Consider the following 26,723-nt stretch of genomic DNA (forward strand, 5'->3'; position numbering starts at 1 on the left):
AGGATTACAGTAGGCACCATGCAAGAGATGGAAAGGTTTACAGCGCTTCAATTTACTCCACCATTACCTGGCAAGCCGCCTGTGCCCTGGGATTGCTGACAGATACCGCCCAGATAAAGGCAGTCCCTTTTCCTTTAGCCATAACCTCTCCCTGCTGGTCTACCGTAGCAACGCTTACATTGGAAGAGTTCCATTTCAATGATTTATCCTTCGCCTCGTTAGGCAATACCGTTGTTGCCAGGGTATATTTCTGTTCCTTCAGCAAAGCCAGGCGGGTAGTAGATAAGATGATTCTGTGCACCTGTATAGGGGTAACCCTAACCTGGCACGCTGCGGTCTTTTGACCGTCTGCAGTGGTAACACTAATGGTGGTTGTCCCCTCTTTTATCCCCAGTACAATGCCCTCATCTACATCGGCTATCTGCGGATCAGCAGACGACCAGACTACCTGCTGATCCGTTGCATTGGCCGGCAAAATCCGGGAAACAAGACGTGCGCCTTCCGCAACCGGCACATTTATTTGCTGTAAATTCAATGAAACCGATTCAACCGGAACCGGAGCTGCCGGAACAACCCTGATCTTTATGCGGGCGCTTAATCCCAGGTACTGCGCGGACACCGAAACCTCTGTTTCCCCAGCCTTTAGCCCATATACGATACCGTTTTCTACCCTAACGACATTGGCATCCGATACCGACCAGTCATAGTCAGGAGGATTTAATTCGGAAGGGGAATGGAGTACCTTTAGCTCGGCTGACTTTCCAACTGCTACCGTGATCAGATTTTCCTTAAACTGTATTTGAGTTACCAGAGTTGGGCCTGGAATATCCATGTTCCGGCTACAGGCTGACAGGATGATCAATAAAAGCAGCATAACCCTATAACCTAATGGCTTTCTTACTGTTAAAATGGCTAACATATGCTTTGGGATTTATTTCTGCGGTTCTGTTGATTTCACGTAATGCTGTACTTCGCCATCTCCAATCGGAACCACCAATACCGTTTTTCCGTTGATCTGTTGAATACTCCAGTTGTTCAGAGTTGATTTCTTCGCGGGAGAAAGTTCAGCAGCCGTATATTGTTTTGTTTCCCCAAATCCCGGAGGGTTAGCCGACCCGCAGGTATTAAAAGACCTGTAATGACCAGTGGCATAGTATACATCAAAAGTTTTCGCTTCTTTATCAATCTTCACAGTTCCTTGCTTATAACCCAGCACCTGAGTACGGCAATAGGTAGAAGTACTGGTATAATAAAAATACTCCTTTACACGCCCGTCCTTATACAGCATATACCCCAGAGCGATCTCATTTGCTGGACCTTGATAGGTGCCATTATATCCCCAAAAGTTGCTGATTGAGCTTACTCCAGCTATCCAGTAGCCTACAAGTTCATCGGGCACCACAGATCTGGGATGGTTGCCGTAGCCCTCTTCAATATCTGGCGAGGCTGCCTCGGTTTCTTTACAACCGTAAGCTGTACCTGCCAGCATCGCTATGGTTAATAAAATGACTGGTAAAAATAAGCGGACTGATCCGCTATAGATTTTTGTTTTGCTGGTTTTCATTTGTTTACTATTAAAATTGAATAAATATGTTTCTGGTGATTAAGGATTATACACCCGTGCCCTGAAACGGCCATTGATACTGGTGGTCTGGATCAGCAAAGGCCCGATGCCTGCATTAGGTACAGTAAAATTGCCTTCCACCCATTTGTTATCCATTCTTGTGATGTTGATGCTGCCACCGCTTGGTACTAGATCATTGAGTAGCTGATCTACATAAGCGCTGGTATATCCTCCATTACCAATTAGAAAGTGAAACTTGTTTCCTGTGGGAGTCAGATCATAAGCATAAGTGCCTACGCCACCGTTCCAGGTTAGCAAAAACTGGCCGCCACCCTCAGCGTCAGGATTGGATAAGATCCAGCGATGCCCTGACTTTACCGCCGGTGTAACCGGAAATTTCCCATTGCTGACATTTAACTCGGCCCATCCATCACCCATAATCTCAATATTGGACAATAACATAAACGTACCGGTCACCGGCGCATTGAGGTTCAGACTCACCGTCGCATTCGTAAAGCCATTCACCGTAGCAGGAGCCTGATAGGTAATCTTATTCCCATTGGAACTGATGATGTTCCCGGGGCCAGTCAAATCCCAGGATTTAATGTACTTGGCAGGTAAAGGTACAGGTGTTCCGACTGGATAGCCCGGTTCAGTCCCTGTAGCACCTGTTAGTGGCACCAGCAGATCTTCGTATTTCGATTCCGTGTAAATCAGCGCTTTAATTTCCTGTTTGTCTCCCGGCTCCAGACTGGCATGAAGTGGCGAAAGCGACACCCGGTTCATCATAGACCAATCACTGAAATGTGTCGTTTTAAACGTTACTGTCTTTCCCTGAACATCGTAACTGCTTGCCCCTACATACTTCCAGGCTCCGCTTACCAGCTGGTAAGAAAATCCAAAGGTTTCTATCATAGCTATCGAGTCTGTTTCAACAGAAAATGCATATGTCAGTGAAACCGGTTTTTCAAACTGCACATCATGCGGGCTAAGTCTGAAGGATTTTCCCGCTCCCGCGATATTCGTTCTGGTAATGGGCTCAATACCAATGATTGTTTCCACTTTCAACGCACCAGCAGGTATATTGATACTCAGGCCGCATTCCGAAGAAGCAATCACTCCACCTGCTGGTCCAATCCGCCGGGTAACCGCTGCTCCCGTTGAAACTCCCTTTGGCCTAACCAGGGCCACTACTTCAGAACTTTCCTCATCCGTGGTTTTTACTTTATCCTTTTTACAGGCGAGTATGCCTAGCACAAACAAGGTACCTATCAGGTACACACTTAACTTTTTCATATTTTAATCTTTATGGCTTGTATTTGTTGAATAAATAATCTGGGGTCAAAATTAGACTGGGTAACGCAACAGATAAATGAGTGACATCCATCATATTTATAGGTACTACTACCCATGTTCAAACCCTTTATCTTATTTATATTTGAAACATGTTTATCCGGCGCCTCTTCTGTGTATTTATCCTGCTGGCAGCAAGCCTGAACGCTGCGCCAAAAGAGATTGTGCTGCGCAATACAGAGGCCTTTTATAAGATCCAGGATGCAGGCCTTAATAAAAATGCCCTTTGGATCAGCATCACCCTAACCAACAATTCCAGCTCAAACGACTGGTATGTTCAGGTACCGTCACCAATGAGCGAAGCAGAACTTTTTACAGAACATCAGCGAATCGGGCTTAGCCACCCGGTTAAAGTGAATGGATTTATCCTTCCTTTAAAACTGCAAAAAGGGGAGAGCAGGCGTTATTACCTGCGCATCAAAAACAGCTATAAGCTCAAAGTGCCTGTATATGTGGGCACCCTGGAAGCGATTTACGAAGAAGAACATTTCAAAAATGTTGTCAACGGATTTATGTTCGGGGCCTTGCTGGCCCTGATGATCTACAACCTGTATATCTACATCGCCATCAGAGATAAGTCCTATATCTTTTATTTAGGCTACCTGTTTTTCAGCGTCATCTTTTTGCTGATCTGGAACGGTTACATTCAGGGGCAGCTGCTCATTAACCTGTTGCTGGCGCTCGCATTCTGGCTCCTCACAGTGTATGTCAATTTAAAGAAAGGGTACAGGACGTTGCTGTATCACCTGGCAGCTTTTGCCTGCGTGCCCTTAAGTTATGCATTTTATGAAGGCTTTCATTCCTCCATGAGCCTTCAGATGGGGCTCTGCCTGCAATCGCTGGTACTCTCATTTGCGCTGGCTGTAAAACTGAACGAATCAAAAAAGCAAACCATGCGTTTGCAAACCGAAATGCTGGAACAGACTGCAGGTTTCTCCAAAGAACTCCTCATTGCGCAGGAAAATGAAAAAGAAAGTATTTCTGCCGAGCTGAACGACCGGATAGGACAACAACTGGTGCTGCTCAAAAATGAAATCTATGTACTGGAAAAACAAAGCCAGGGCGCAAACCCCGACTTGTTTAACAGCATCACCCAGGACATTGGAAAGGCCATTGAAGAAGTCAGTAATGTATCCTTCTCTTTAAGGCCTTATCAAATGGACACCCTCGGGCTGAAGCGCTCTCTGGAACGCCTGGCAGAGGATATGTCTAATGAAGCTGACACTACAATTCATCTGGATATAGACGATCCAAAGCAGTTGCTGGACAAAGAAGCCCAGATGAATCTGTACAGAATTGTCCAGGAATTACTCAGCAACCTGATCAAACATGCAGGCGCAAGCAGTTGCAGCATCTGTATCAAATCAGCAGCAAGTCATTTAAACCTGCATTACCAGGACAACGGTAAGGGATATCATACCAAAGACTTCTCATCAGGGCTTGGCCTGTCAGGTATCAGGGAACGCTGCAAACTTCTGAGGGCCGAACTTAAAATAAGCAGCAAACTTAATGAAGGCACTAAAGTGTTTATACAAATTCCCACGCAAACTATATTGACATGAACGTAAAGACAACTATACTCATCGCAGACGATCACCCGATCTTCCTCAAAGGCCTAAAAGAAGTCATAGAATCTGAACCGGGTTACGAAGTAATTTTTGAAGCAAAAAATGGACTCGAAGCGTTGGCTATAGCCAGAACCCGTCATCCGATGGTAAGCATACTGGACATAGACATGCCCGAAATGAATGGCCTGGTAGCTGCCGAAGAGCTGATTAAACTGGTTCCGGAGGCCAACGTTATCCTGCTAACGATGCACAAGGCAAAAGATACCTTCCTGCGCGCACTCGATGTTGGGGTTGCGGGCTATGTGCTGAAAGAAAATGCGGTAGTGGACATCATCCAGGCTATAGAAGCGGTAATGACAGGTAATTCTTACATCAGTCCGGAGATGAGTTCGTTTTTGCTGAGCCAGCGCAGAGCAGCAAATAACAATCCTGGGGCCAATGAACTGCTCAGTACTCTAACCCCTTCAGAAATTAAAATACTGAAAATGGTAGGGAGCTATAAAAGCACCAAAGCCATTGCAGATGAACTCTTCATCAGTGAAAAGACGGTTTCGAACCACCGGATGAACATATTGAAAAAATTAAACCTGAACGGCAAAAACAGCCTGCTGCGTTTTGCCATTGAACACCGCTAAAATGAGCAAAGGGTTAATCAAGGCTTTTTTATGGATTGTAATGCTGTTTGGGCTAAGTGCAGGTTATGCCCAGGATATGGTATTAAAAGACAGTGAAAAAAGCTATACCCTTAGCCATCCCTTATACCTGGTTGACGCTGACAATAATCTGCAGCTTAACCAGCTGCAGGATAAAAGCTTTAATCGCTCAGAGTTTCCCACCCTGTCTTTGGGCGCCACAACCGCCTCGGTTTGGGTTAAAACCCATATCCTGAACCAAAGCAACAAAAGGGACTGGCACATTCAGATTGACAGCCCGCCGGTGCTGCAATCGGTCGTAGTTTACCAGAAAAAAGACGGTCGCCTGGTCAAAATTTTCAGCAGGATAGCCAGTAAACCCAAAACGAACGGGGAAGTAAGGGTAAATAATCTGCTGGTCCCCGTTTCGATTCCCATCCATACCGGGGCAGAATTTTATATACAGGCCAGCAGCCACAACATACTCAGGCTGCCTATTAAAGTGATTACCTTGCAAAAGGCCTTTGAACGGAGTTACCTTACCGATCTTTTAAATGGTATTGTTTTCGGCATGCTGATCGCTTTTGCCATTTACAACCTTTTTGTATACATACTTACTAAAGAACAGCCTTATCTATACTATGTGGGGTATATCTTTTTCTGGAGCTTAAACCTGTTTTTTTACAATGGCTTCCTGCCCGACATCCTGAGCAGCCTCATCTGGTTAAACAGCGCAGGTACCATCATTGCCATTGCCAGCCTTTTGAGCATTTTTTTTACCAACTCCTTTTTGCAAACCAAAAAGAACAGTCCATTTTTCTATAAAATAAGGGGGCTCATGTGCCTGCTTTCCATGGTTATCCTCATTACCGATATTTTCTGGAAAGGCGCTTATGCCTTTATGCTGATACAATATTTAATGTACCCCTATTTTGTCTACTGGTTTGGGGCTGGTATACAGAGCTTCAGGAATGGTTACAAACCCGCCATTTATTTTATACTGGGATTCGGATTTTTAATGCTGGGCAATGCTATATACAACTTAAAAGACCTGAACATTTTGCCCGATAACCTGCTTACCCAGACCAGTATGCACTGGGGTACCTTGCTGGAAGCATTGATCCTGTCGTTTGCCCTGGCCAGCAGATTAAACTTTTACGGAAAACAGCAGGAGCAGATCCGGCTGAAGAGTATTGAAGAAAAAAGGGCTTTTCTGAAAGAACTCCTGGAAAGGCAGGAACAGGAAAAAAAACGGGTAGCTATGGAACTGCACGACAACATTGGCCAGCAGCTGATCCTGATCAAGAACCGGTCCTGGCGGCTGCAGCAACTCAGCGCAGCACCCATAAAGGACCTGGTTAGCCGCCCAATAGCACAGGTAGCAGCTACCATGGCCGAAGTACGTGGCATGCTTCATCGTCTCAGACCCTATCAAATGGACCTGCTTGGACTAACCCAAAGCATCCAGGGGCTCATCAGCGACACCTTTGCCGATTACCAGATCGGGCAGGGGAATGCGGATGAAATCAACCCGTATTTCAATGCAGACGAGTCTATGCATATTTTCAGGATATTGCAGCTGTTAACCGATGGCATTGTGGCCAGCAGTCCGGTTAAACAAATCCATTATTCCATTACCCGGCAGGCCACCAGCATAACGTTCAGGTTTGACCTGCAGACTACCCGGCAGCTAATGAACAATTCGCCCGATATCCGGAACAGACTGGAATTGCTTAATGGAAGTATCAGTGTTCAACATGGCCAAAACACTACCGAAATCAGGGTCAATATCCCATTTTCTCCTTAAAATAGGCAGTACTACCCAGATACTTGAGCAGTATATCCTATTCCTTGGCCTACTTTTCCGGCTTAATTTTGAATCATATTTCAAAGAAAATGAAAAGACTAATTTTTATCTCGGCCTTATTGCTGGCCGGCAATAATTTAATGGCACAAGGCTTTTTAAACAGGCTGAAACAAAAAGCTGAAGACATGGCCTCCAAAACCGTTGACAAGGCATTAGCGGGAAAAGGCAAAAAGAATACCGAAGCCGGCGCTGCGGCAAACAGCAATCCGGCGACAACTGAAAACGGAACGGTTGCCAGCAACCCGGCATTATCCAGTACCACTGCTTATGACTTTGTTCCAGGTACCAGGGTATTGCTGGCCGACAACTTCTCGCAGGATGCAGCGGGCCAGTTCCCTTTAAAATGGTACACCCGAAGTAAAGGCGAAATTGTTACCCTAAATACCGCCAAAGGCAACTGGCTGCGCCTTTATCCGGGTACCTTTGTAAGCCCGGTGGTTAACATCGGAGAAAATGCTACCATTGAGTTTGACCTGATCATGAACTGGCCGCTGGCGGGGGGCTATATGGTGCCTGCTATTAACTTTGCCTTTTACGACCGGGGCAATAAAGGCGAGATTCTTTCGTACGATTACCGGCTGAAAAATTGTTTAAAATTTGGGATAGCCCCTTACCGTTCAGAGGCCGCTGTACAGCTGACATCTTATGAAAACGCAGCCAAGAAACTGGAAAGCGATAAATACAGGGTGGCCAATTTTGACAGAAAAGTAGGCAACGTTACCCACGTAGCCATCAGCATACAAAAAGAAAGGGTAAGGATATGGCTGGACAAGGAAAAAGTATTTGACCTGCCACAGGCGGCGCCATTGAACGGCAATTTAAACCAGCTTAAAATTGACATGTCAACATCTAATTACACCAATGAACAGCTGGGTTATTATGTATCCAATTTCCGGTTTGCAGAGGGGAGTTCCGACAAGCGTTCCAAACTCCTGACCACCGGTAGGCTGGAAACCAGTGGGATCCTGTTTGCCACCAATTCTGCTGAAGTAAAATCGGACAATGAAGGCACAATTAAAGAAGTGGCAGCGGCGATGGCCGAAAACCCGGACCTCAGGATCAGAATTATAGGCCATACCGATGCGGTGGGAAAACAGGAGGCCAACCAGATTTTATCTGCAAAACGGGCCGAGTCTGTTCGCAGTGCGCTGGTAAGGACCTATAAAATCAATGCAGACCGCATAGAGACCGAAGGTAAAGGCTCCGGCTCGCCGGTTGCAGACGACAACAGCGAAGCGGGCAAAACCAGGAACAGACGGGTAGAATTCATAAAAATTTAATGCCGGGCATGGTGCTGAACTGTTGCCGTATGCCGGCGTTTAAAGCGAGCCGTTGCTGCAGGCCCGGCATTGGGGGGTGAAGGCCTTCCAATTAATTCATGTAAGAAAAAATTGATTTGTAATATTGAAGGCGATTGCTGCAGAGGCAACTAACTTTACCCGTATATTTGAGTAAAATCCTTGAATATGGCCATCCTATTATCCTCTGGGAATTATTTTGGTGTAGAGCAAAAGACTAATGAGTATCCTTTATTTAAAATGAACATTACACATTATGCACCGTTTGAACATATTCATGAACATTATCATGAAAACGCGTATTTAAGTCTTCTGATTAGAGGTAATTACAATGAAGTCAATAAGCTGGGGGATGGGCTGCTGAATCCCGGCGAAGTTATTTTTCGCCCTTCTGCTTATAACCATGCAAACCGTTTTCCCGGCACCGGGGGGAGTTGTCTGAATATTGAATTTAAACACGATACCCTGATTGCATATGGGCTAAATCCTTCATTGCCGCAGCGGACCGTAATTTATAAAACGGGGGCATTTACCTATCTCTACAGGCTCCTTTATTTCTTTAGCAAGAACATTGAACCAGATTTATCTGAAGCGTACATTTTCAACTGGCTGGCGGAAAATCAGGACTATACCGTTCCTTCGCGTTTATTGTGGTTGCCCAAAGTGAAAAGCATACTGGAATCCGAATTGGAAATCACACATACTTTAAATGCCATTGCTGAAAGGGTCTTTGTTCATCCAGTTTACCTGGCAAGGGCATTTAGGGAGCGTGAGGGGGTTACCCTAGGAGAGTATAAGCTGAGGTTGCGCATAAAAAAGTCTATAGCGCTTCTATTCGCTTCAAAACTTTCCATCTCTGAAATTGCTTATACCCTGGGTTTTTCTGATGCTGCACATTTTATTAAATCGTTTCGGATTTACTACCCCGTATCTCCGCATAAATTCCGTGACGTGTTAAAAAGTTAATCTCATACAATTTTTCGGTTCTGCACTTTACTTCCTTTGTATAAAAAATATGGGTTGTAATATGAACTATTGTAATGTAGTGCTGAGTTGCCTTTTGATGTTCAGCACATTCGCGTATGCGCAAAAAAAACTCCAATACCGTATGCAGGTGAAGGTTGATCTGGAAAAAAAAAGCTTTAAGGTAAATGGTACGTTATCTTTTTTTACTGAACATACTTCATCAAAATCAGTAGAGCTGGTGCTGACTAAAGGGGATATGGCTCCCCTGATTCGCTTGCTTAACCGAGATGTAGCAATTAGCAAAACCGATACCTCCCGTAATACCGCCGGAGATGTGGTGTATTGCTTCTGGTTTTCTGAAAACCTGCCTGCAGACCGGAAAATCGAGTTTGAGTATCAATATGAGCGCGGGGTGGCCCGTAGTTTTCAGTATTTTATTGATAGCACTTTTTGTATGGCTGGTGGCTATGGCTCTGCATGGTATCCTCAGCTAAACAGCCCGTCCGAAGAGGGTAATGCAAAGTGTACAAGAGCTACAGGGACAATTAGTGTAACTACTGCTCCTGAATTTACTGCCGTAATGGCGGCTAGTACCTCGGCAGTTGAAAATGTGGCAAACGCTAAAACAGCGACATTTACATATGCACAACCTGATATTTTCTCGTTGTATGTGGGAAATTATATAGTGCATAAGCGCAACGGTCCGATACCTTTCTACAGTTTTACATTGGTTAACAGTCGCTATGACGAAGAGGTTGCCATACAATCAGATCGGGTACTTTCTTTTCTTCGAACGCAGTTTGGACCCTTAAAAATCCCTGATTTTAGCATTATTGAACTTCCGGATCATGTTTCAGAACAGACAGGGATTGGTGGGGCGAGTTTGCTTGGCGGTATATTGATGCCAAGTAATGCCATAAGGCGATTTAATTATGCTTTGTTTGGGCATGAACTTTCACATCAGTGGTGGGGCAACCTGATTATGGCAAAAGGCGATAAAGGTGAGGCCCTGCTTTCAGAAGGGATGGCGCAGTACGGCTCGCTGCAGGTTGTGCGGCATTTTGACCCCGAACATGCAATTGACTACCGTAAAAAAGGCTATCCTGGATATATCAGCGATCAGTCTGGCCTGGGCTATCTTAAGAATGCAGCTGCAGGCAACGATGAGCCCTTGACAAAATTGACGGGCAGCAATGAACATATCATCGCAAATAGTAAGGGTTTTCTTGTAATGGAATTGCTAGCCCAAACAATAGGTAGACAAAAATTTAATGCGGCGCTTTTTAAGATTGCTGACAAGTACCAAAAAACCGGGCTAAATTGGGAAAACTTTAAAACAGAAGTAAGTGTGGCTTACGGCCATGATCTGGAATGGTTTTTTAGGCAATGGTTTGAGCAAACGGGTGTTCCCGAATGGGAGATGAATTGGAAGCAGCAGCAAAATGACGTGCGGGTTACTGTGCTGCAAAAAGGCAATGTTTATAAGTTGCCGCTTGATTTGCTGGTTACCTACGAAAATGGCGCAAGAGAGTTGAAAAAAGTGCAAATCAACAAAAAACTGAACGACATCAATTTTCCGGTGAAAAGGAAAGTGATTTCGGTTAAGGCTGATCCTTGTTTTAACATCATTCACTGGGAGGAGGAAATGAAGCACGAGGCACTAGCTTTGGCTATGGTATCGGCAGTACAAAAACTGCGTATGGACCAGCAATATGCAGCTGCTGAAAAGCTGGCGTTCCGTTGTATCGATAGCCTTTCAAAATCGGATAGATATGGCGTTGAATTTGCGCTGCTATATCTGTTAGGTAGGATGAAAGCCAATCAGAATAAGCCTGAGGAAGGCCTCGACTATTACCTGAAAGCAGTACGCTGCGCTTCCAGGAATATGGATTATCTTGCCTACGCATACTTCCGTATAGCGGAGATTGCTGCCCTGAAAAAAGATAAAGACCTTTTTAACTGGGCAGTTCAGCAGGCAATAAAGGTCGATGAATTAAACAATGGAAACGACCATATGCAGGCCATGACAGATCGTTTGTCTTTTTAACTATTTGCCTGCTGCCAGCTGGAAAATAAAAAAGCCAGTGCTGAATTCAGCACTGGCTTTTTTATGATAGGTAATTACTGCTTAGAAAGTGAAACGTACACCTAAACCTATATCGCCACCCCAGAAACCTGTATCAGGAGTGATCTGTAAAGCAGGAATCCAGTCTAAAGATAAGTTGATAGGCGCACCTTTGAATTTATAATCCAAACCTAAAACACCATTGGCAGAAAGATAGATGTCACCATCAAAACCTTTGACTTTGTAAGAACCGATGGTAGCACCCGCACCGTAGAACCAGTGTAAACCTTCAGCACCGCCAATTGGGTTATAAACTTCGTATAAGCCGGTAAGGTTTGCATACTTCACACCACTATTGCTTCTAAAGTTTCCAATCAGTTCCAACATTGCACCTTTGTTAAGGCCAGTTTTAAAACTCACACCATTGGCGTTACCAAAACGTCCACCAATAGCATTTTTGTAGTCCTGGGCACTTGCCTCATTTGTTGTAAGGGTAAAAAATGCAGCAACAGCAATTACAGTAAAAAGTAATTTTTTCATAATCATAATGTATTTGTTTAATTTTCTTATTGAACCATGCGCAGCAACTATTGTGCCGTATTTAAATAAAAAATGTTTTTGAGAGACTGTATTGTAAAATACCAGAAAACCATTAGTTATTTTTCATTAAATTTTAAGGACGGCCGGAGAGCGGGAAAAATTAATTATTTTTAATTAAGTTTGAGAAGCAAGGTTATGTATTAAATAAGCTGATGATGTATGGCTACAACGGTAACAAGAGTATTTGATTTACTCCAATACAATTTAGAGAATTTTCCAAAAAAAGAGTTTATTAGTGGCAAGGTAAACGGAGCATGGCAAAACTACAGTACACAAGAGTTTTGTGACACTGTTGATGCTCTGAGCAGGGGGCTTATTAATATCGGGGTTGGTAAAAGCTCCAGAGTGGGGGTAATGTCGGCCAACAGGCCGGAATGGAACCTTACCGATTTTGCCATTATGCAGATAGGCGCCTATCAGATACCGTTATACCCTACGCTTGCGGAACATGATATTAAATTTATCATTGAAAACGCAGAGATCACGGTGATATTTGTGGCCGACGAGGCATTATATACTAAATTAAAAATTGTATGTGAGGAAGTAAGTAGTCCAATTAAAATATATACTTTCAATGAAGTGGATGGTGCAGCGCATTGGAAAAGTCTGGTTGCCGCAGGTGAAAGCTTAAAAGATACAGACCTGGCTCCTTATCGTAATGCGATAAGGCCGGACGACATTTTGACACTGATCTATACTTCGGGTACAACCGGTACGCCTAAAGGGGTAATGCTGACCCATAATAACCTGGTGAAGAATTTTGAACACTCGGCTGTTGTAATGCCGGAAGGCATAAAAAGGGGCTTAAGTTTTTTGCCGCTCTCGCATATTTTTGAACGGATGATTGTTTACCTGTATATGTATACGGACATTGCCGTGTATTATGCAGAAAGTATTGAGACAATTGTGGCAGATATACAATATGTGAAACCAAATGCATTTTCGACTGTACCCCGTTTACTGGAAAAGGTATACGATAAGATCATGGAAAAAGGTAAGGCCCTTGCCGGAATTAAACGTGGTATTTTCTTCTGGTCGGTAGCGCTTGCCGAACGGTTCGACTTCAATAATGGCTGGTTTTATCATTTTAAGCTCGGTATCGCCCGTAAACTGGTCTTCAAAAAATGGCAGGAAGCACTGGGTGGTGAAATTGTGGTGATTGTTTCCGGAGGTGCAGCATTAAACCCACGCCTGGCACGTATTTTCTGGGCTGCCGGCATGCCTGTATTTGAAGGTTATGGCTTGACAGAAACATCGCCGGTAATCACTGTAAATCATTTTGGCGCTACGATGTTTGGCACTGTAGGCCCTGTAATCGAAGGGGTTGAGATCAAAATAGCCGAAGATGGAGAGGTGCTGACAAGAGGGCACAATGTGATGAAGGGCTATTATAATCGCGAAGACCTTACCGCAGAAAACATAGATAGTGAAGGCTGGTTTCATACCGGGGATATAGGTGAAATCAAAGAAGGACGCTTTTTAAAGATCACCGACAGGAAAAAAGAGATCTTTAAAACTGCAGGGGGCAAATATGTAGCGCCTCAGATGCTGGAAAATAAATATAAAGAATCACCTTTGGTGGAGCAGATCATGGTGTTGGGCGAAAACCGAAAGTTTCCGTCTGCCCTTATTGTGCCAAATTTTGAAGCATTAAAGGCATGGTGTGGCAAAAAGGGAATCAGTTATACCACTAAAGAAGAGATGATCAGGAATGAACAGGTGATCGCAAAATACGATCAGATCATAACCTACAGTTCTAAAGAATTTGGAAAATGGGAGCAGGTTAAGCGCTTTGCTTTGCTGGCTAAAGAGTGGAGTATCGACGGTGGTGAGCTAACACCCAAGTTAAGCCTGAAAAGAAAAGCTATTCTTGAAAAAAATGCAGAGGTGATAGAAAAGATCTACAAAGATGCTGAAAACTATAAAGCTTAAGGTTTTAACCCGCTCGGGTTTTGCATGTTTGGTTTCAGGATTTTTATACTCCTGTGTTGGCGGACAGCTCGGTAAAAATAACAGTGCCGAATACCGTAACGGTATGGTAGTTTCTGCCAGTGCTGAGGCATCTGAAGTTGGCCTTAATATCTTGAAAAAAGGAGGTAATGCCGTAGATGCTGCGGTTGCAGTTCAGTTTGCTCTGGCGGTGGTATACCCCAATGCCGGGAACTTGGGTGGCGGAGGCTTTATGGTTTACCGCTCGGCTACTGGAGAGATAGATGCACTGGATTTTAGAGAGAAAGCCGCTGTACTCGCTACCAGGGATATGTATCTGGATAGCGCGGGTAATCCGGTTGCAGATCGGAGTTTATACGGGCATCTGGCGGCTGGTGTGCCGGGTTCTGTGGCGGGTATGGCACAAGCCCATCAGAAATATGGAAAGCTGAAATGGGAAGAACTGGTATCACCTGCCGTAAGGCTGGCAAGGGATGGCTTTAAAATAAGTGTAAGGACGGCAAGAGAGCTGAACCGTTTAAGGGAGAGTTTTATTAAATATAATCCTGCAGGCACAGCCCTGGTTAAAGAAGGTGATTGGGTGGAGGGCGATGTTTTGGTACAGCCGGAGCTGGCCAATACTTTGGAACAGATCAGGGACAAAGGGGCCGCTGGTTTTTACAAAGGGGCCGTGGCCGATAGCATTGTAGCTGAAATGAAGCGCGGCGGAGGTATCATCAGTCTGGAAGATCTGAAGAATTATAAGGCCATTTGGCGTAAGCCTGTTACAGGTAGCTATAAAGCATATAAAATTATTACCATGCCGCCTCCTTCAAGCGGAGGAATTGCCTTATTGCAGCTGCTTAAAGCTGTGGAACCATTTCCTTTAAAAAGGTGGGGTCTGAATGCTGATTCTACAGTTCAGGTGATGGTGGAGGCCGAAAGAAGGGTATATGCCGACCGGGCCGAGTATCTGGGCGATCCTGATTTTTATAAAGTGCCTCAAACCGCGTTGCTTGCCAATGCCTATGTCAAAAAGAGGATGGCTGGTTTTAACTGGGACAAGGCCGGCCTTAGTTCAGAAATTAAAGCTGGTGTGCTTAATGGCCAGGAGCATGAAGAGACTACACATTTTTCTATTGTAGACAGAGATGGCAATGCGGTGTCATTAACAACTACATTAAACGGTTCCTATGGTTCGGCTGTAGTGGTTAAAGGTGCAGGCTTTTTGCTGAACAATGAAATGGACGATTTTTCAGTAAAGCCGGGTTCTCCAAATATGTATGGTTTAGTGGGCGGTGAAGCCAATGCCATTGCTCCGGAGAAAAGGATGCTCAGTTCTATGACACCAACTATTATCGAAAAGGAAGGTCAACTGTTTATGATTGTAGGTACACCTGGTGGTTCTACCATCATTACTTCGGTGTTTCAAACGATTTTAAATGTAATTGAATTCGATCAGAAGATGCAGCCGGCTGTTGCAGCCAGGAAGTTTCACCACCAATGGTTGCCGGATACCGTGTTTGTAGAAAAGGGCGCTCTGGATAGCTTAACCAGGTTAAAATTGTCGGATAAGGGTTACCGGATTGTGGAAAGAAGCGATATTGGAAGGGTAGACGCCATCTTGAAAACGAAATGGGGCTATTACCTGGGCGGCGCCGACCCGCGGGGCGACGATACAGCACTGGGCTGGTAATGTATAGTATTATGTTCAGCATTGCCGCTTATTTGAGGATTACAAGCCGTTTTACGATTTGGCCTGAGAATTGAATAGTTATATTTAGAATTAAATATTCTACTAATTATTTAACCCTCATGTTATGAAACAAAAATTATTTAAATGTTTGCCCTTAGCTGCTGCTGCTTTACTGTTTGTGAACACAACACAGGCACAGGAAAAGCTTAATTTATCAACCTGGTCTATCGGTGTAAATGCCGGTGTATTGACTCCGGTTTCGCCGTTTGGAGGTAAAAATGATTTCTCGAACTGGAAATCCAGTCTGGGTTATGGCTTATACGTTAAAAAACAAATCACTCCGTATTTCTCGCTGCGTTTGGATGGGGTTAGAGGAAAGCTGAAAGGTGATAATTCTGAGCCCTGGGATGGTGGAGGTACCAATACCAGTCCCGTTAGTGCTTTTGAAACCGACCTTTCTTACTCAGGTAGCTTAAATGCTGTAGTGAACCTGTTTAACATCAGTATGTTCAACAAAAACAGTGCCGTGCAATTGTACGCATCAGGTGGTGCCGGTTTAGCAGGCTATAAAGTAAAAACAGCTGCAGGTAGCGGAGCTCTTGCCGATTATGCAGGTGGTAAAACTATTAAGGAGCTGATCATTCCGGTAGGTCTGGGCGCTAAATTTAAGGTAGCTGAAAAAGTTAATCTGGATTTGGGTTGGACTGTGAATTTTGTTGATGGGGATAACCTGGATGGTTACTACCGCGGAAGTAACGACAAATACAACTATGCTTATGCAGGTCTGGAATTTGCTTTGGGTAGTGGAAAACAGCAACTCGCATGGCACAATCCTGTGGCGCTAACTTATGATGAAGCGTTGCAGGCAAAACAAACAGCCAATGCATTAAAAAGTGACCTGGATGCACAGAAAGCTGAAAATGCAAAATTAAGGGCTGAGATGGGCGACTTGTTAAAAGACAGTGATGGTGATGGTGTTGCAGATAAACTGGATAAATGCCCGGGCACACCTGCAGGAACTGTAGTAGATGGCTCTGGTTGCCCACTGAAAGTACCTGCCCCGGTAGAAAAAGTAATCATTACTGAGTCTGATCGTAAGGTGGTTGCTGACGCGATAAAAAACCTGGAATTTGACTTGGGTAAAGCAACCATCCGTTCAAAATCTTATGCTACTTTGAACCGTGTTGCAGAATTGCTGATCCAAAAAAACTTCAGCCTGAAACTTGCGGGTCATACGGACAATACAGGTTCTGCAGCTTTAAATATGAGGTTATCTAAAGACAGGGCTGAATCGGTAAAAGCTTACCTGGTTTCGCAAGGTGCCAATGCATCAAGAATTGAAGCCACAGGTTACGGTATGAACCAGCCTATCGCTTCAAATAAGACTGCCGCAGGCCGTCAGCAAAACCGAAGGGTAGAATTTACTTTGTTCTAGTCTGAATTGGTATTAAGTTTAAAAAGCCTTTCTAAATATTTAGGAAGGCTTTTTTTATGTTGAATTATTTTGACAAATCTACTTGCATTATAGGATATTATTGTATAGCTTTGTTATGCAAGCATAGTATTTAATGAAACAGCAGGAAACAATTGATTATTTTTTGAAGGTAGTTTGGCAGAATGTGTCCAATACATATAACCAGATTGCCTCAGGTTTTGGGATCACGCAAGCCATCGGCTACGTACTGATCAATATTGGTAAGGAGGGAACTGCTGTTTCACAGCTTGCTGCCCTGCTTGGTGTAAAAGCAACAAGTTTATCGAGAATGCTAAACAATATGGAAGAACTTGGGTTAATATATCGCGAGGTTTCTGCAGACGATAAGCGTTCGGTTAAAGTTTATCTTACACCACTGGGATATGAGAAAAGGCATATGGCAAAGGGAGTGGTGATTGCTTTTAATGAATATTTAAATAAGAACCTGAGTACCATAGAAAAAAACAACCTGCTGCTGACCTTGCAAAAATTGAACAAACTTACATTGGCATATAAAATTCCTGTTGAAAATGATGAACAAAAAGATAAATAAAGTAGCCGTACTGGGCTCAGGTATTATGGGTTCCCGTATTGCCTGTCACTTTGCGAATATAGGAGTTGAGGTACTTTTACTGGATGTTGCAGCCAAAGAAGGGGATAAGAACAGTATTGTGAATGCGGCCCTGCAAACTGCAGTAAAAACAAATCCCTCCCCTGTTTACTCGAAGAAAGTTCTGACTAAGATTGTGACCGGTAATTTTGAGGATGATATGCCTAAAATTTCGGGTTACGACTGGATTATCGAGGTAGTGGTAGAGAATCTGGACATTAAAAAGAAAGTATTTGAACAGGTAGAGCAATACCGCAAACCCGGAACATTGGTAACTTCAAATACATCGGGTATTCCCATCCATCTGATGGCAGAAGGAAGAAGCGAAGATTTTAAGGCAAATTTTTGCGGGACACACTTTTTTAATCCGCCAAGGTATTTACGTTTGCTTGAAATTATACCAACACCTTATACCAAACCGGAGTTGGTTGACTTTCTGATGCACTATGGCGATAAGTTCCTGGGCAAAACCACGGTTTTATGTAAAGATACTCCGGCATTTATTGCCAACAGGGTAGGTGTTTATTCGATTATGGCACTGCTGCACCTGGTAGAAAAAATGGAACTTACAGTAGAGGAAGTTGACAAATTTACAGGTCCGGCTTTAGGCCGGCCTAAATCAGCCACCTTCCGCACTACCGATGTAGTAGGCCTGGATACCATGATCAAAGTGTCAAAGGGACTTTACGACAATTGTCCGGACGACAAAGCACATGATTTGTTTAAGCTGCCAGTCTATGTAGAAAAAATGGAAGCCAATAAATGGCTTGGCGATAAGACCGGACAGGGTTTTTATAAGAAAACAAAATCTGCCGAAGGCAAGACAGAGATCCTGGCGCTTGACCTGAAAACGTTGGAGTACCGACCTCAGGAAAAGGTCAAATCAGCTACGCTTGACCTGACAAAGAGCATGGAGAATGTTAGAGACCGGATGAAGGTTTTTGCCAGCGGAAAGGATAAGGCTGCTGAACTGTTTAGGGCCTCTTTTTTCGGTCTGTTTGAGTATGTATCGGACAGGATTCCTGAAATATCGGACGAATTGTACAGGATAGATGATGCCATGCGGGCAGGCTTTGCCTGGGATCTTGGTCCTTTTGAAGTTTGGGATGCGGTAGGCGTGGCAGCGGCCATTGAAGGCATGAAAAAATATGGGCACGAGGCTGCGGCCTGGGTGCAGGAAATGCTGGCTGCAGGTAATACCTCTTTTTACAAGGTAGAAGATGGCATCAGAAAGTATTACGATATTCCATCCAAAAGCTATAAAGCTGTACCGGGTGCCGAAGAATTTATTATTCTGGATAACTTAAGGGCTAATAAAGTGCTTTGGAAAAATTCAGGTGCTTCTATCATTGATCTGGGTGATGGCATCATCAATGTTGAGTTTCATTCGAAAATGAATACAATTGGTGGCGATACTTTACAAGCCATCAATAAAGCCATTGATATGGCCGAAAAAGATTACCGAGGGGTAGTGATTGGTAACGATGGGGCTAATTTCTCGGCCGGGGCCAATGTAGGGATGATTTTTATGATGGCAGTGGAGCAGGAGTGGGAAGAATTGAATATGGCCGTTCGTATGTTCCAGAATACTTCCATGAGGATCAGGTATTCTTCGATACCTGTGGTAGTGGCACCACATAACTTAACCCTGGGCGGGGGCTGTGAGTTTAGCTTACACGCCGATCATGTGCAGCTGAACGCCGAGACTTATATGGGGCTGGTTGAATTTGGTGTAGGGGTGATCCCCGGTGGGGGCGGAACAAAAGAATTTGCCCTGCGTGCCTCGGATGAATTTAAGGACGATCAGATTATGCAGGGAGTGTTAAGGGATAGGTTCCTGACGATAGGAATGGCCAAGGTTTCTACCTCTGCAGTAGAAGCATTTGAATTGGGGTACCTGCAGAAAGATAAATATTCCGTTAGTATGAACCGGAGCAGATTGATTGCAGATGCAAAGGCAAAAGCTATTGAGCTGGCAGATGCCGGTTACACCAAACCCGTTCAAAGGAAAGATATTAAAGTGCTGGGCAAGCAGGGATTGGGTATTATTTATGCCGGTGCGAACACCATGTACTCGGGGCATTATATTTCTGAACACGACAAGAAGATCTCTGAGAAACTGGGCTGGGTAATGTGTGGCGGAGATTTGTCTTCCCCAACCGAGGTAACAGAGCAATATTTGCTTGACCTGGAAAGGGAAGCATTTTTATCGCTTTGTGGGGAAAGAAAGACCCTTGAGCGCATTCAGAGTATAGTTACAAAAGGTAAACCGCTTAGAAATTAAGCTTTTAAAAAGATACAGACATGCAGGAAGCATATATTATAGCAGGATTTCGTACCGCCGTGGGCAAGGCCCCGCGTGGTGTATTTCGTTTCACCCGGGCAGATGACCTGGCTGCAGATGTGATCAGGCACCTGGTGGCAACTGTCCCGAACCTGAATAAAGAACAGATTGATGATGTGATTGTAGGTAATGCAACACCGGAAGCAGAGCAAGGCTTAAATATTGCCCGAATGATCTCGCTGATGGGCCTGGATACGGATAAAGTTCCGGGCGTAACAGTAAACCGTTACTGTGCATCTGGCCTGGAAACTATAGCAACGGCTGTGGCCAAGATCAGGAGCGGAATGGCCGATTGTATCATTGCCGGGGGTGTCGAGGTCATGTCGGGCATGCCCTTCGGGGGATGGAAAATTGTTCCTAACGCTGAGGTGGCCAGGGTGAACCCTGATTGGTATTGGGGTATGGGCTTAACCGCAGAGGCGGTGGCTAAAGAATACAATGTGAGCAGGGAAGATCAGGATGTGTTTGCTTACCAATCGCACCAGAAGGCGGTTGAGGCCATTAAAAACGGACACCTGAAAGCAGGTGTATTGCCCATTACGGTAAATGAAAACTATCTGGATGCAGATATGAAGAAGAAAACCCGTAGTTATGTAGTGGATACAGACGAGGGGCCAAGAGCAGATACTTCTATAGAAAAGCTGGCTAAGCTGAAACCGGTATTTGCTGCCGATGGCTGTATTACCGCTGGGAACTCTTCGCAAACTTCAGACGGGGCGGCTTTTGTACTGGTCGTTTCTGAAAAGAAAATGAAGGAACTGGGGGCCGAGCCCATTGCCAGGCTGGTGAGTTATGGCATTGCAGGCGTACCACCCCGTATTATGGGAATCGGGCCAATTTATGCCATTCCAAAAGCACTGGAGCAGGCAGGTATGACCTTAGATCAGATACAATTGATAGAACTGAATGAAGCCTTTGCTTCACAATCGCTGGCTATTGTAAGGGAACTGAACCTAAACCCGGAAATTTTGAATGTAAATGGAGGAGCGATTGCACTTGGACATCCATTGGGCTGTACCGGAGCTAAATTGTCAGTGCAATTATTTAATGAATTGAAAAGAAGAAACCAGAAATACGGCATGGTAACCATGTGTGTAGGTACCGGACAAGGTGCTGCGGGTATTTTTGAAGTGTATTAGTTTAAAGCAGGATTGATAACTGCATTATAATGGGATAAAATGGAAACTACAGACAAAAAGACTATTAAAGGGGGCGAATTTTTGATTACTGAAACCGCCTTCCAGGATGTATTTATTCCTGAAGAATTTGATGAAGAGCAAAATATGATTGCCCAGACCTGCCGGGATTTTCTGGCGGCAGAGGTATATCCTAACCTGGACAGGATAGATGCCCAGGAAGAGGGTTTGATGCAGTCGCTGATGGATAAGGCTGGCGAGCTGGGTATTTTAGGCGTATCTATTCCTGAAGAATACGGGGGCTTTGGCAAAAACTTCAACACTTCTATGCTTGTGGCTGATGTGATTGGTGCGGGGCATTCTTTTGCCGTTGCCCTATCGGCGCATACCGGTATTGGAACCCTACCTATTTTGTACTACGGTACTGCCGAGCAGAAAAGCAAATATATTCCTAAGCTTGGAACTGGTGAATGGAAAGCCGCTTATTGCCTGACTGAGCCGAACTCGGGCTCGGACGCCAACTCGGGTAAAACGAAAGCAAAGTTATCGGCAGACGGGAAACATTATGTGATCAACGGTCAGAAAATGTGGATCACCAATGGTGGATTTGCTGATGTATTTATCGTTTTTGCCAAAATTGATGACGACGCAAACTTAACCGCGTTTATTGTTGAACGTGAGTTTGGAGGAATTACCATGAACCCTGAAGAACATAAAATGGGAATTAAGGGTTCTTCTACGCGCCAGGTGTTTTTTAACGACTGCCATGTGCCGGTAGAAAACATGTTGTCAGAGCGTCAGAACGGATTTAAGATTGCGGTGAATATTCTGAATATCGGCCGTATCAAGCTGGCCGCGGCGGCTATAGGCGCGTCGAAGGCGGTAATTGATACTGCAGTAAATTATTCGAATGAACGTATCCAGTTTGACCGTCAGATTTCGAAATACGGGGCAATAAGATACAAGCTTGCCGAAATGGCGACCAAGGTTTATGCGGTAGAGTCGGCCAATTACCGGGCAGGGCAGAATATTGATGATGCCTATGATGCATTGGTTGCAAGTGGTATGGATGCAGGTAAGGCTAAACTGAAATCGACAGAGCAGTTTGCGGTTGAATGTGCTATTCTTAAAGTATGGGGATCGGAAGCGCTGGATTATGTAGTAGACGAAGGGGTGCAGATTTACGGGGGTATGGGTTTTTCTGCCGATGCACCGATGGACAGGGCCTATCGCGATGCGAGGATCAACAGGATATTTGAAGGTACCAATGAGATCAACAGATTGCTTACCGTAGACATGATGTTGAAGCGCGCGATGAAAGGCGAGTTGGATCTGATGACACCTGCTACTGCCGTGGCTGCTGAATTGATGTCTATACCTGATTTTGGTGAAGAAGATACCACACTTTTTGTTGCGGAGAAAAAGATGATCAAGAACCTGAAAAAAGCAACACTCATGGTTGCCGGGGCCGCTGTGCAGAAACTGATGATGAGTTTGTCGAAAGAACAGGAAATATTGATGAATATTGCCGATATGGCCAGCTATGTTTACGTTGCGGAATCAGCCCTGCTAAGAACTGAAAAACTGGTAAACATGCGTGGAGAAGCGGCATGCGAAGGACAGCTGAATATGATGCGCATTTACCTGGTGGAGGCAGTTGATGCTGTTCAGAAGGCAGGAAAGGAAGCGCTATGGGCTTTTGCAGAGGGTGATGAGCAGCGGATGATGATGGTAGGCCTAAAGCGCTTTACCAAAATGGACGCCTTTAATGTGAAAGAAGCCCGTCAGAAGGTTGCACAGCAACTGATAGCCGCCAATAAATATTGCTACTAAGAAACAATTCATAATTAAACTGAACGCCCGTAGCAGATTTATGGGCGTTTTTTATTGTGCCCGTAATTGTTAAAATTGGTTAAAAATTGTTCCATGAGCAATAAAAGACTATTTTTGTGAATTATGTTAAAAACCAGTGCTTTGTTGGGGGGTGTTTTTATTGCATGCATATTTGCTGCCTGCGAAAAGCCGGCACCTTATGATGAAGCAGGGCAGATGGCGATAGATGATGCGATCATTGCCAAGTATATTGCTGACAATAAAATTGTAGCTACAAAAGATGCTTCAGGTTTGCATTATAACCTGATCAAAACGGGCAAAAATCAGGTGATTCAACCCACTGATACCATATGGGCCCTTTATACAGCCAGGGTTCTGAAAGACACCGTAGATTTTGACAAGAGCTTAGATACTACATTCAAGTTCAACCTCCCTGGTTATATAAAGGGATGGCAAAGAGGTGTGGAACTGGCAAAAGTGGAAGGTAAAGTGCGGCTACTGATCCCTTCCCCGCTGGCTTATCAGAACAGGAGCATTACTGTAGGGAAGATTATCCCCCCAAATTCAATATTAGATATCACACTAGAAATACTTTCTGTAAATCAAGACCCCAAATCACGAAAAAAATGATTAAAAAACTATCATTATATACTTTTGCTTTATTAGGCGCTTTAGTTCTTTTCAATTCCTGTAAAAAAGAGTACGAATCTATTGAAACATTAGACGAGCGTTCGATAAAAGAATACCTTGCTAAAAATAATATCCCGGAAAACAGAGATCCTTCAGGGTTTTATTATCAGATCATTAATCCAGGTACAGGTGGAGCGGTAGCCAATACCGATTCTGTATATTATACCTATGATTTTAAACATGCTGATGGTACCAGCATTACAAAAAATGGGGATTATACCATTCCAAGGACTTTTTTAGGGTATACTGACCGTTTTAGCTTTTTGACCGTACCGGCAGTCAGGATTACTCTAGGTAAATTAAAGAAAGGCGGCTCCGCAAGGGTAATTCTGCCTTCAAGGATGGCCTTTGGAAAAAACGGACTTACTGCTTTAGGGGTTGAATCTAATGAGATTATTGTGATTGACCTGACGTTGCCTTTGTTCAATAACCAGGTAGAAGTAGATAATTTCCTGATCAATAAATTCATAACGGCAAATAACCTGCAGGTTACAACAGATCCTAGTCGTGTGCGCTACATCATTTCAGCCGAAGGTACAGGAAAAACTGATCTGAAAGAGACTTCAAAAGTAAATGTGAAATATACAGGAAGATTTTTAAGCGGGACTACATTTGATTCCAGTACAGATGGAGTGACGTTTACGCTGAATGAACTGATTCCCGGATGGTATAAAGTGATGCCAGGAAAAATTGGTACTGGTGGTAAGATCAGGCTCCTCATACCTTCTGATTTAGGTTATGGGCAGTCTTCACAAACTGATGGAATGGGAACGGTTACCATTCCAGGAAATTCCTGCCTGGACTTTGACATAGAGGTCGTAAGTATTACAAACTAGATAAAAAAGTTTATTCCTGCAGGGCTTCTTTAAATACCCTCAGGGCCCTTTCTCTTGCAAAAGCATGTTCAACAATAGGTTGTACATGCTTTTGTTGTTTTATTTCGGGTACCCAGTAATTGATGTATTTATTTTCGGGATCGAACTTCGTGGCTTGCAGTTCGGGGTTAAATACACGAAAATAGGGGGCTGCATCATTGCCACTTCCACAGGCCCATTGCCAACCGCCCACGTTACTGGCCTGCTCGTAGTCAAGCAGTTTTTCTGCAAAGTAAGCTTCACCCCAGCGCCAATCGATAAGCAGGTGCTTGGTTAAAAAGCTGGCCGTCACCATCCGGACACGGTTGTGCATGTAGCCGGTTTGATTGAGCTGCCGCATACCTGCATCTACCAGCGCATAGCCGGTGTTGCCACTGCACCATTTTTCGAAATCAGATTCGTTATTGATCCACCTGATCTTATCGTATGCAGGTTTGAAAGATTGATGAACAATATTGGGAAAATGCCATAGGATCATCATATAGAACTCCCGCCAGGCCAGCTCTGATAACCACTTTTCAGCTTTTTGGTTAAGTGCCTCTGTTACTGCCCGCCGGATACTGATGGTGCCAAACCGAAGGTGCAGACCGATACGTGTTGTTGCATCTTCGGCCGGAAAATCTCTTTTTTGTTCATATGCCGCCAGCTTGCCAATAAAATTCTTGCCCGGGAATTTCAGCACGGATGGCTCAAAGCCAAGAGCTGCCAGCCTTGGGATGGGCAAGTATTGCCTCTTCAGTAAATTACCGAGGTACTTTTTTACCGGATAGGGTTTGAGATAAAAAGAGTTTAGCTGCTGCTGCCATTGTCGAAAGTAAGGAGTGAATACCGTATAAGGTTTACCATCAGCTTTCGTAATTTCATTTTTTTCGAAAATTACCTGATCTTTAAATGTTTTAAACCCGATGTTTTCTGAACGCAGGTATTCGGCCAGGTTATCGTCGCGCTCCCGGGCATACGGTTCATAATCGTGATTGGCATATATTGCTTTAACCTGGTAGGTGTTTAATACATCCGCCCATACCTCTTCTGGTGTTCCATGCTTGATTTCAATTGCTGAATTGTAGTCTTTCAGCTTTTCATTAAGTTCTTCAAGTGTTTGGTGGATGAAGCTCACACGTGCATCTTGCCTGTCGTTGAGTTTCTTCAGGATATTTGCATCAAAAATGAAGAGCAGCAATACGGGATAATTACTTTTAAGCGCATGATAAAGCGCTGCATTGTCGTCAATTCTTAAGTCTCTGCGCAGCCAGCAGATGCTGATTTCTGTTTTCATGTAAATTTATAGCCTGAATTTCAGATGCCGTAAATATCGGTTAATGCATCATTAAGTTGGGTATATTTAAACTTAAAATCTGTTTCCAGTATTTTTTCAGCAGATGTATTCGTACTCAGGAAAATGACATCGCTCATTTCTCCAAGAATAAGTTTCAGCGCTTTTTCCGGTACATTAAATGGCCATACGGGGCGATGCAGTTTTTTTGCAATTGCTTTAGTTAAAGTTGCATTGGTTACGGGAAATGGAGCACAGGCGTTGTACGCACCTGAAAGCGTACGCTGCGTTAGGGCATGAACAAACATGGATACCACATCATCTACATGAACCCATGGGACCCATTGTTTGCCTGACCCGAGTGCTGCACCTGCAAAAAAAAGTATGGGTTTTTCAAAAGATGCCAGTGCACCTTCTTTGGCCGCTAGTATAACACCGATCCTAAGCTTTACAACTCGAATGCCCAACTGCTTTCCTTTATCAACTGCCTGCTCCCAGATCTGGCAACATTCTGCCATAAAGCCATAGCCAGGGGGGCTTTCTTCATTCAGGATTTCATCGCCGCTGTCGCCATAGTAGCCCACAGCAGATGCCGATATGAAACTGCTTACAGTGGCTTTAGTCTCTTTTATCGTTTGGTAAAGCAACTCCGTAGACAATACCCTGCTGTCTATAATTTGCTGTTTACGTTTTGGACTCCATTTTTGTGCGGCAATGTTTTCGCCGGCAAGATGGATGATGGTGTCTATGCCAGACATGCATTCCTGGTCTATTTTATGGTGATAGACGTCCCATAAAAACACCTTTACACCTGGGATTTTTTTCTGTTTTCTGGATAACACGGAAACCTCATGGCCGGATTTTAGTAAAATGCTGATCAGCTTTTTGCCGATCATTCCTGTTGCTCCCGTTATTAAAATGTGCTTGCCCATCTACAGGTTTTTAGTTAT

General features: G+C 44.1%; 21 protein-coding genes. 15 read left to right on the forward strand and 6 right to left on the reverse strand.

Features of this window, described 5'->3' with window-relative positions; all coding sequences use genetic code 11:
- Positions 1 to 52 precede the first annotated feature (52 nt).
- The 3 genes from ABIE26_RS24540 to ABIE26_RS24550 are packed head-to-tail and all read right to left on the reverse strand — an operon-like array spanning position 53 to position 2,860.
- Positions 53 to 919, reverse strand: a complete 867-nt coding sequence (locus ABIE26_RS24540) for an Ig-like domain-containing protein (RefSeq protein ID WP_310146413.1) — start codon at positions 917 to 919, stop codon at positions 53 to 55.
- Between the two features lie 12 nt (positions 920 to 931).
- Positions 932 to 1,564: a hypothetical protein gene (locus tag ABIE26_RS24545; protein WP_310146415.1), complete on the reverse strand. Its 633-nt coding sequence runs from the start codon at positions 1,562 to 1,564 to the stop codon at positions 932 to 934.
- Positions 1,565 to 1,603: 39 nt separating this feature from the next.
- The gene (locus ABIE26_RS24550; RefSeq protein WP_310146417.1) at positions 1,604 to 2,860 is read right to left on the reverse strand and encodes a hypothetical protein; all 1,257 of its coding nucleotides are present in this window, start codon (positions 2,858 to 2,860) and stop codon (positions 1,604 to 1,606) included.
- Positions 2,861 to 3,009: 149 nt separating this feature from the next.
- Here ABIE26_RS24550 and ABIE26_RS24555 point away from each other — a divergent pair, with 149 nt between their 5' ends.
- The 6 genes from ABIE26_RS24555 (at position 3,010) to ABIE26_RS24580 (ending at position 11,295) form a co-directional block, all read left to right on the forward strand.
- Positions 3,010 to 4,479, forward strand: coding sequence for a sensor histidine kinase (locus ABIE26_RS24555; protein ID WP_310146419.1), 1,470 nt, complete (start codon positions 3,010 to 3,012; stop codon positions 4,477 to 4,479).
- A complete protein-coding gene (locus ABIE26_RS24560) occupies positions 4,476 to 5,120 on the forward strand; it encodes a response regulator transcription factor (protein WP_310146421.1) in 645 nt (214 codons plus the stop codon). The genes ABIE26_RS24555 and ABIE26_RS24560 overlap by 4 nt, the downstream gene beginning before the upstream one ends.
- Position 5,121: 1 nt before the next feature.
- Entirely contained in the window at positions 5,122 to 6,924 is a 1,803-nt protein-coding gene (locus tag ABIE26_RS24565; protein ID WP_310146422.1) for a sensor histidine kinase, read from the forward strand.
- An 89-nt stretch (positions 6,925 to 7,013) separates the two neighbouring features.
- The gene (locus ABIE26_RS24570) at positions 7,014 to 8,264 is read left to right on the forward strand and encodes an OmpA family protein (protein ID WP_310146424.1); all 1,251 of its coding nucleotides are present in this window, start codon (positions 7,014 to 7,016) and stop codon (positions 8,262 to 8,264) included.
- Between the two features lie 186 nt (positions 8,265 to 8,450).
- On the forward strand, positions 8,451 to 9,248 hold the full coding sequence (locus ABIE26_RS24575) for a helix-turn-helix transcriptional regulator (protein WP_310146426.1): 798 nt from the start codon (positions 8,451 to 8,453) through the stop codon (positions 9,246 to 9,248).
- 61 nt (positions 9,249 to 9,309) lie between these two features.
- Complete coding sequence (locus ABIE26_RS24580) at positions 9,310 to 11,295, forward strand: M1 family aminopeptidase (protein ID WP_310146427.1); 1,986 nt, start codon at positions 9,310 to 9,312, stop codon at positions 11,293 to 11,295.
- 81 nt (positions 11,296 to 11,376) lie between these two features.
- On the opposite strand, the gene ABIE26_RS24585 is transcribed toward ABIE26_RS24580, so the two are convergent.
- The gene (locus ABIE26_RS24585; RefSeq protein WP_235012551.1) at positions 11,377 to 11,853 is read right to left on the reverse strand and encodes a hypothetical protein; all 477 of its coding nucleotides are present in this window, start codon (positions 11,851 to 11,853) and stop codon (positions 11,377 to 11,379) included.
- A gap of 219 nt (positions 11,854 to 12,072) precedes the next feature.
- On the opposite strand from ABIE26_RS24585, the gene ABIE26_RS24590 reads away from it, so the two are divergent.
- The 9 genes from ABIE26_RS24590 to ABIE26_RS24630 all read left to right on the forward strand — a co-directional run bounded on the left by ABIE26_RS24590 (position 12,073) and on the right by ABIE26_RS24630 (position 24,461).
- Positions 12,073 to 13,845 carry an AMP-dependent synthetase/ligase gene (locus ABIE26_RS24590; protein ID WP_310146430.1) on the forward strand — a complete coding sequence of 591 codons (1,773 nt, stop codon included), beginning with the start codon at positions 12,073 to 12,075 and terminating at the stop codon, positions 13,843 to 13,845.
- Complete coding sequence (ggt, locus tag ABIE26_RS24595; RefSeq protein ID WP_310146432.1) at positions 13,823 to 15,538, forward strand: gamma-glutamyltransferase; 1,716 nt, start codon at positions 13,823 to 13,825, stop codon at positions 15,536 to 15,538. Before ABIE26_RS24590 ends, ggt begins: the two co-directional genes overlap by 23 nt.
- 124 nt (positions 15,539 to 15,662) lie before the next feature.
- Positions 15,663 to 16,973 (forward strand): OmpA family protein, encoded by a 1,311-nt coding sequence (locus ABIE26_RS24600; protein WP_310146434.1) that lies wholly within the window; start codon positions 15,663 to 15,665, stop codon positions 16,971 to 16,973.
- 133 nt (positions 16,974 to 17,106) lie between these two features.
- On the forward strand, positions 17,107 to 17,565 hold the full coding sequence (locus tag ABIE26_RS24605) for a MarR family winged helix-turn-helix transcriptional regulator (protein WP_310146436.1): 459 nt from the start codon (positions 17,107 to 17,109) through the stop codon (positions 17,563 to 17,565).
- Positions 17,546 to 19,906 (forward strand): 3-hydroxyacyl-CoA dehydrogenase/enoyl-CoA hydratase family protein, encoded by a 2,361-nt coding sequence (locus ABIE26_RS24610; RefSeq protein ID WP_310146741.1) that lies wholly within the window; start codon positions 17,546 to 17,548, stop codon positions 19,904 to 19,906. The genes ABIE26_RS24605 and ABIE26_RS24610 overlap by 20 nt, the downstream gene beginning before the upstream one ends.
- Before the next feature lie 20 nt (positions 19,907 to 19,926).
- Positions 19,927 to 21,105 carry an acetyl-CoA C-acyltransferase gene (locus ABIE26_RS24615; RefSeq protein ID WP_310146438.1) on the forward strand — a complete coding sequence of 393 codons (1,179 nt, stop codon included), beginning with the start codon at positions 19,927 to 19,929 and terminating at the stop codon, positions 21,103 to 21,105.
- 39 nt (positions 21,106 to 21,144) lie between these two features.
- A complete protein-coding gene (locus ABIE26_RS24620) occupies positions 21,145 to 22,935 on the forward strand; it encodes an acyl-CoA dehydrogenase family protein (protein WP_310146440.1) in 1,791 nt (596 codons plus the stop codon).
- Positions 22,936 to 23,058: 123 nt separating this feature from the next.
- On the forward strand, positions 23,059 to 23,565 hold the full coding sequence (locus ABIE26_RS24625; protein WP_310146441.1) for an FKBP-type peptidyl-prolyl cis-trans isomerase: 507 nt from the start codon (positions 23,059 to 23,061) through the stop codon (positions 23,563 to 23,565).
- The gene (locus tag ABIE26_RS24630; protein ID WP_310146443.1) at positions 23,562 to 24,461 is read left to right on the forward strand and encodes an FKBP-type peptidyl-prolyl cis-trans isomerase; all 900 of its coding nucleotides are present in this window, start codon (positions 23,562 to 23,564) and stop codon (positions 24,459 to 24,461) included. The genes ABIE26_RS24625 and ABIE26_RS24630 overlap by 4 nt, the downstream gene beginning before the upstream one ends.
- A 10-nt stretch (positions 24,462 to 24,471) precedes the next feature.
- Here ABIE26_RS24630 and ABIE26_RS24635 read toward each other — a convergent pair whose 3' ends face one another.
- Positions 24,472 to 25,776 carry a cryptochrome/photolyase family protein gene (locus ABIE26_RS24635; protein WP_310146445.1) on the reverse strand — a complete coding sequence of 435 codons (1,305 nt, stop codon included), beginning with the start codon at positions 25,774 to 25,776 and terminating at the stop codon, positions 24,472 to 24,474.
- A 20-nt stretch (positions 25,777 to 25,796) separates the two neighbouring features.
- The gene (locus ABIE26_RS24640) at positions 25,797 to 26,705 is read right to left on the reverse strand and encodes a TIGR01777 family oxidoreductase (protein ID WP_310146447.1); all 909 of its coding nucleotides are present in this window, start codon (positions 26,703 to 26,705) and stop codon (positions 25,797 to 25,799) included.
- Between the last annotated feature and the right edge of the window lie 18 nt (positions 26,706 to 26,723).

It is taken from the genome of Pedobacter africanus, assembly GCF_040548825.1.
Classification (GTDB): Bacteria; Bacteroidota; Bacteroidia; order Sphingobacteriales; family Sphingobacteriaceae; genus Pedobacter; species Pedobacter africanus_A.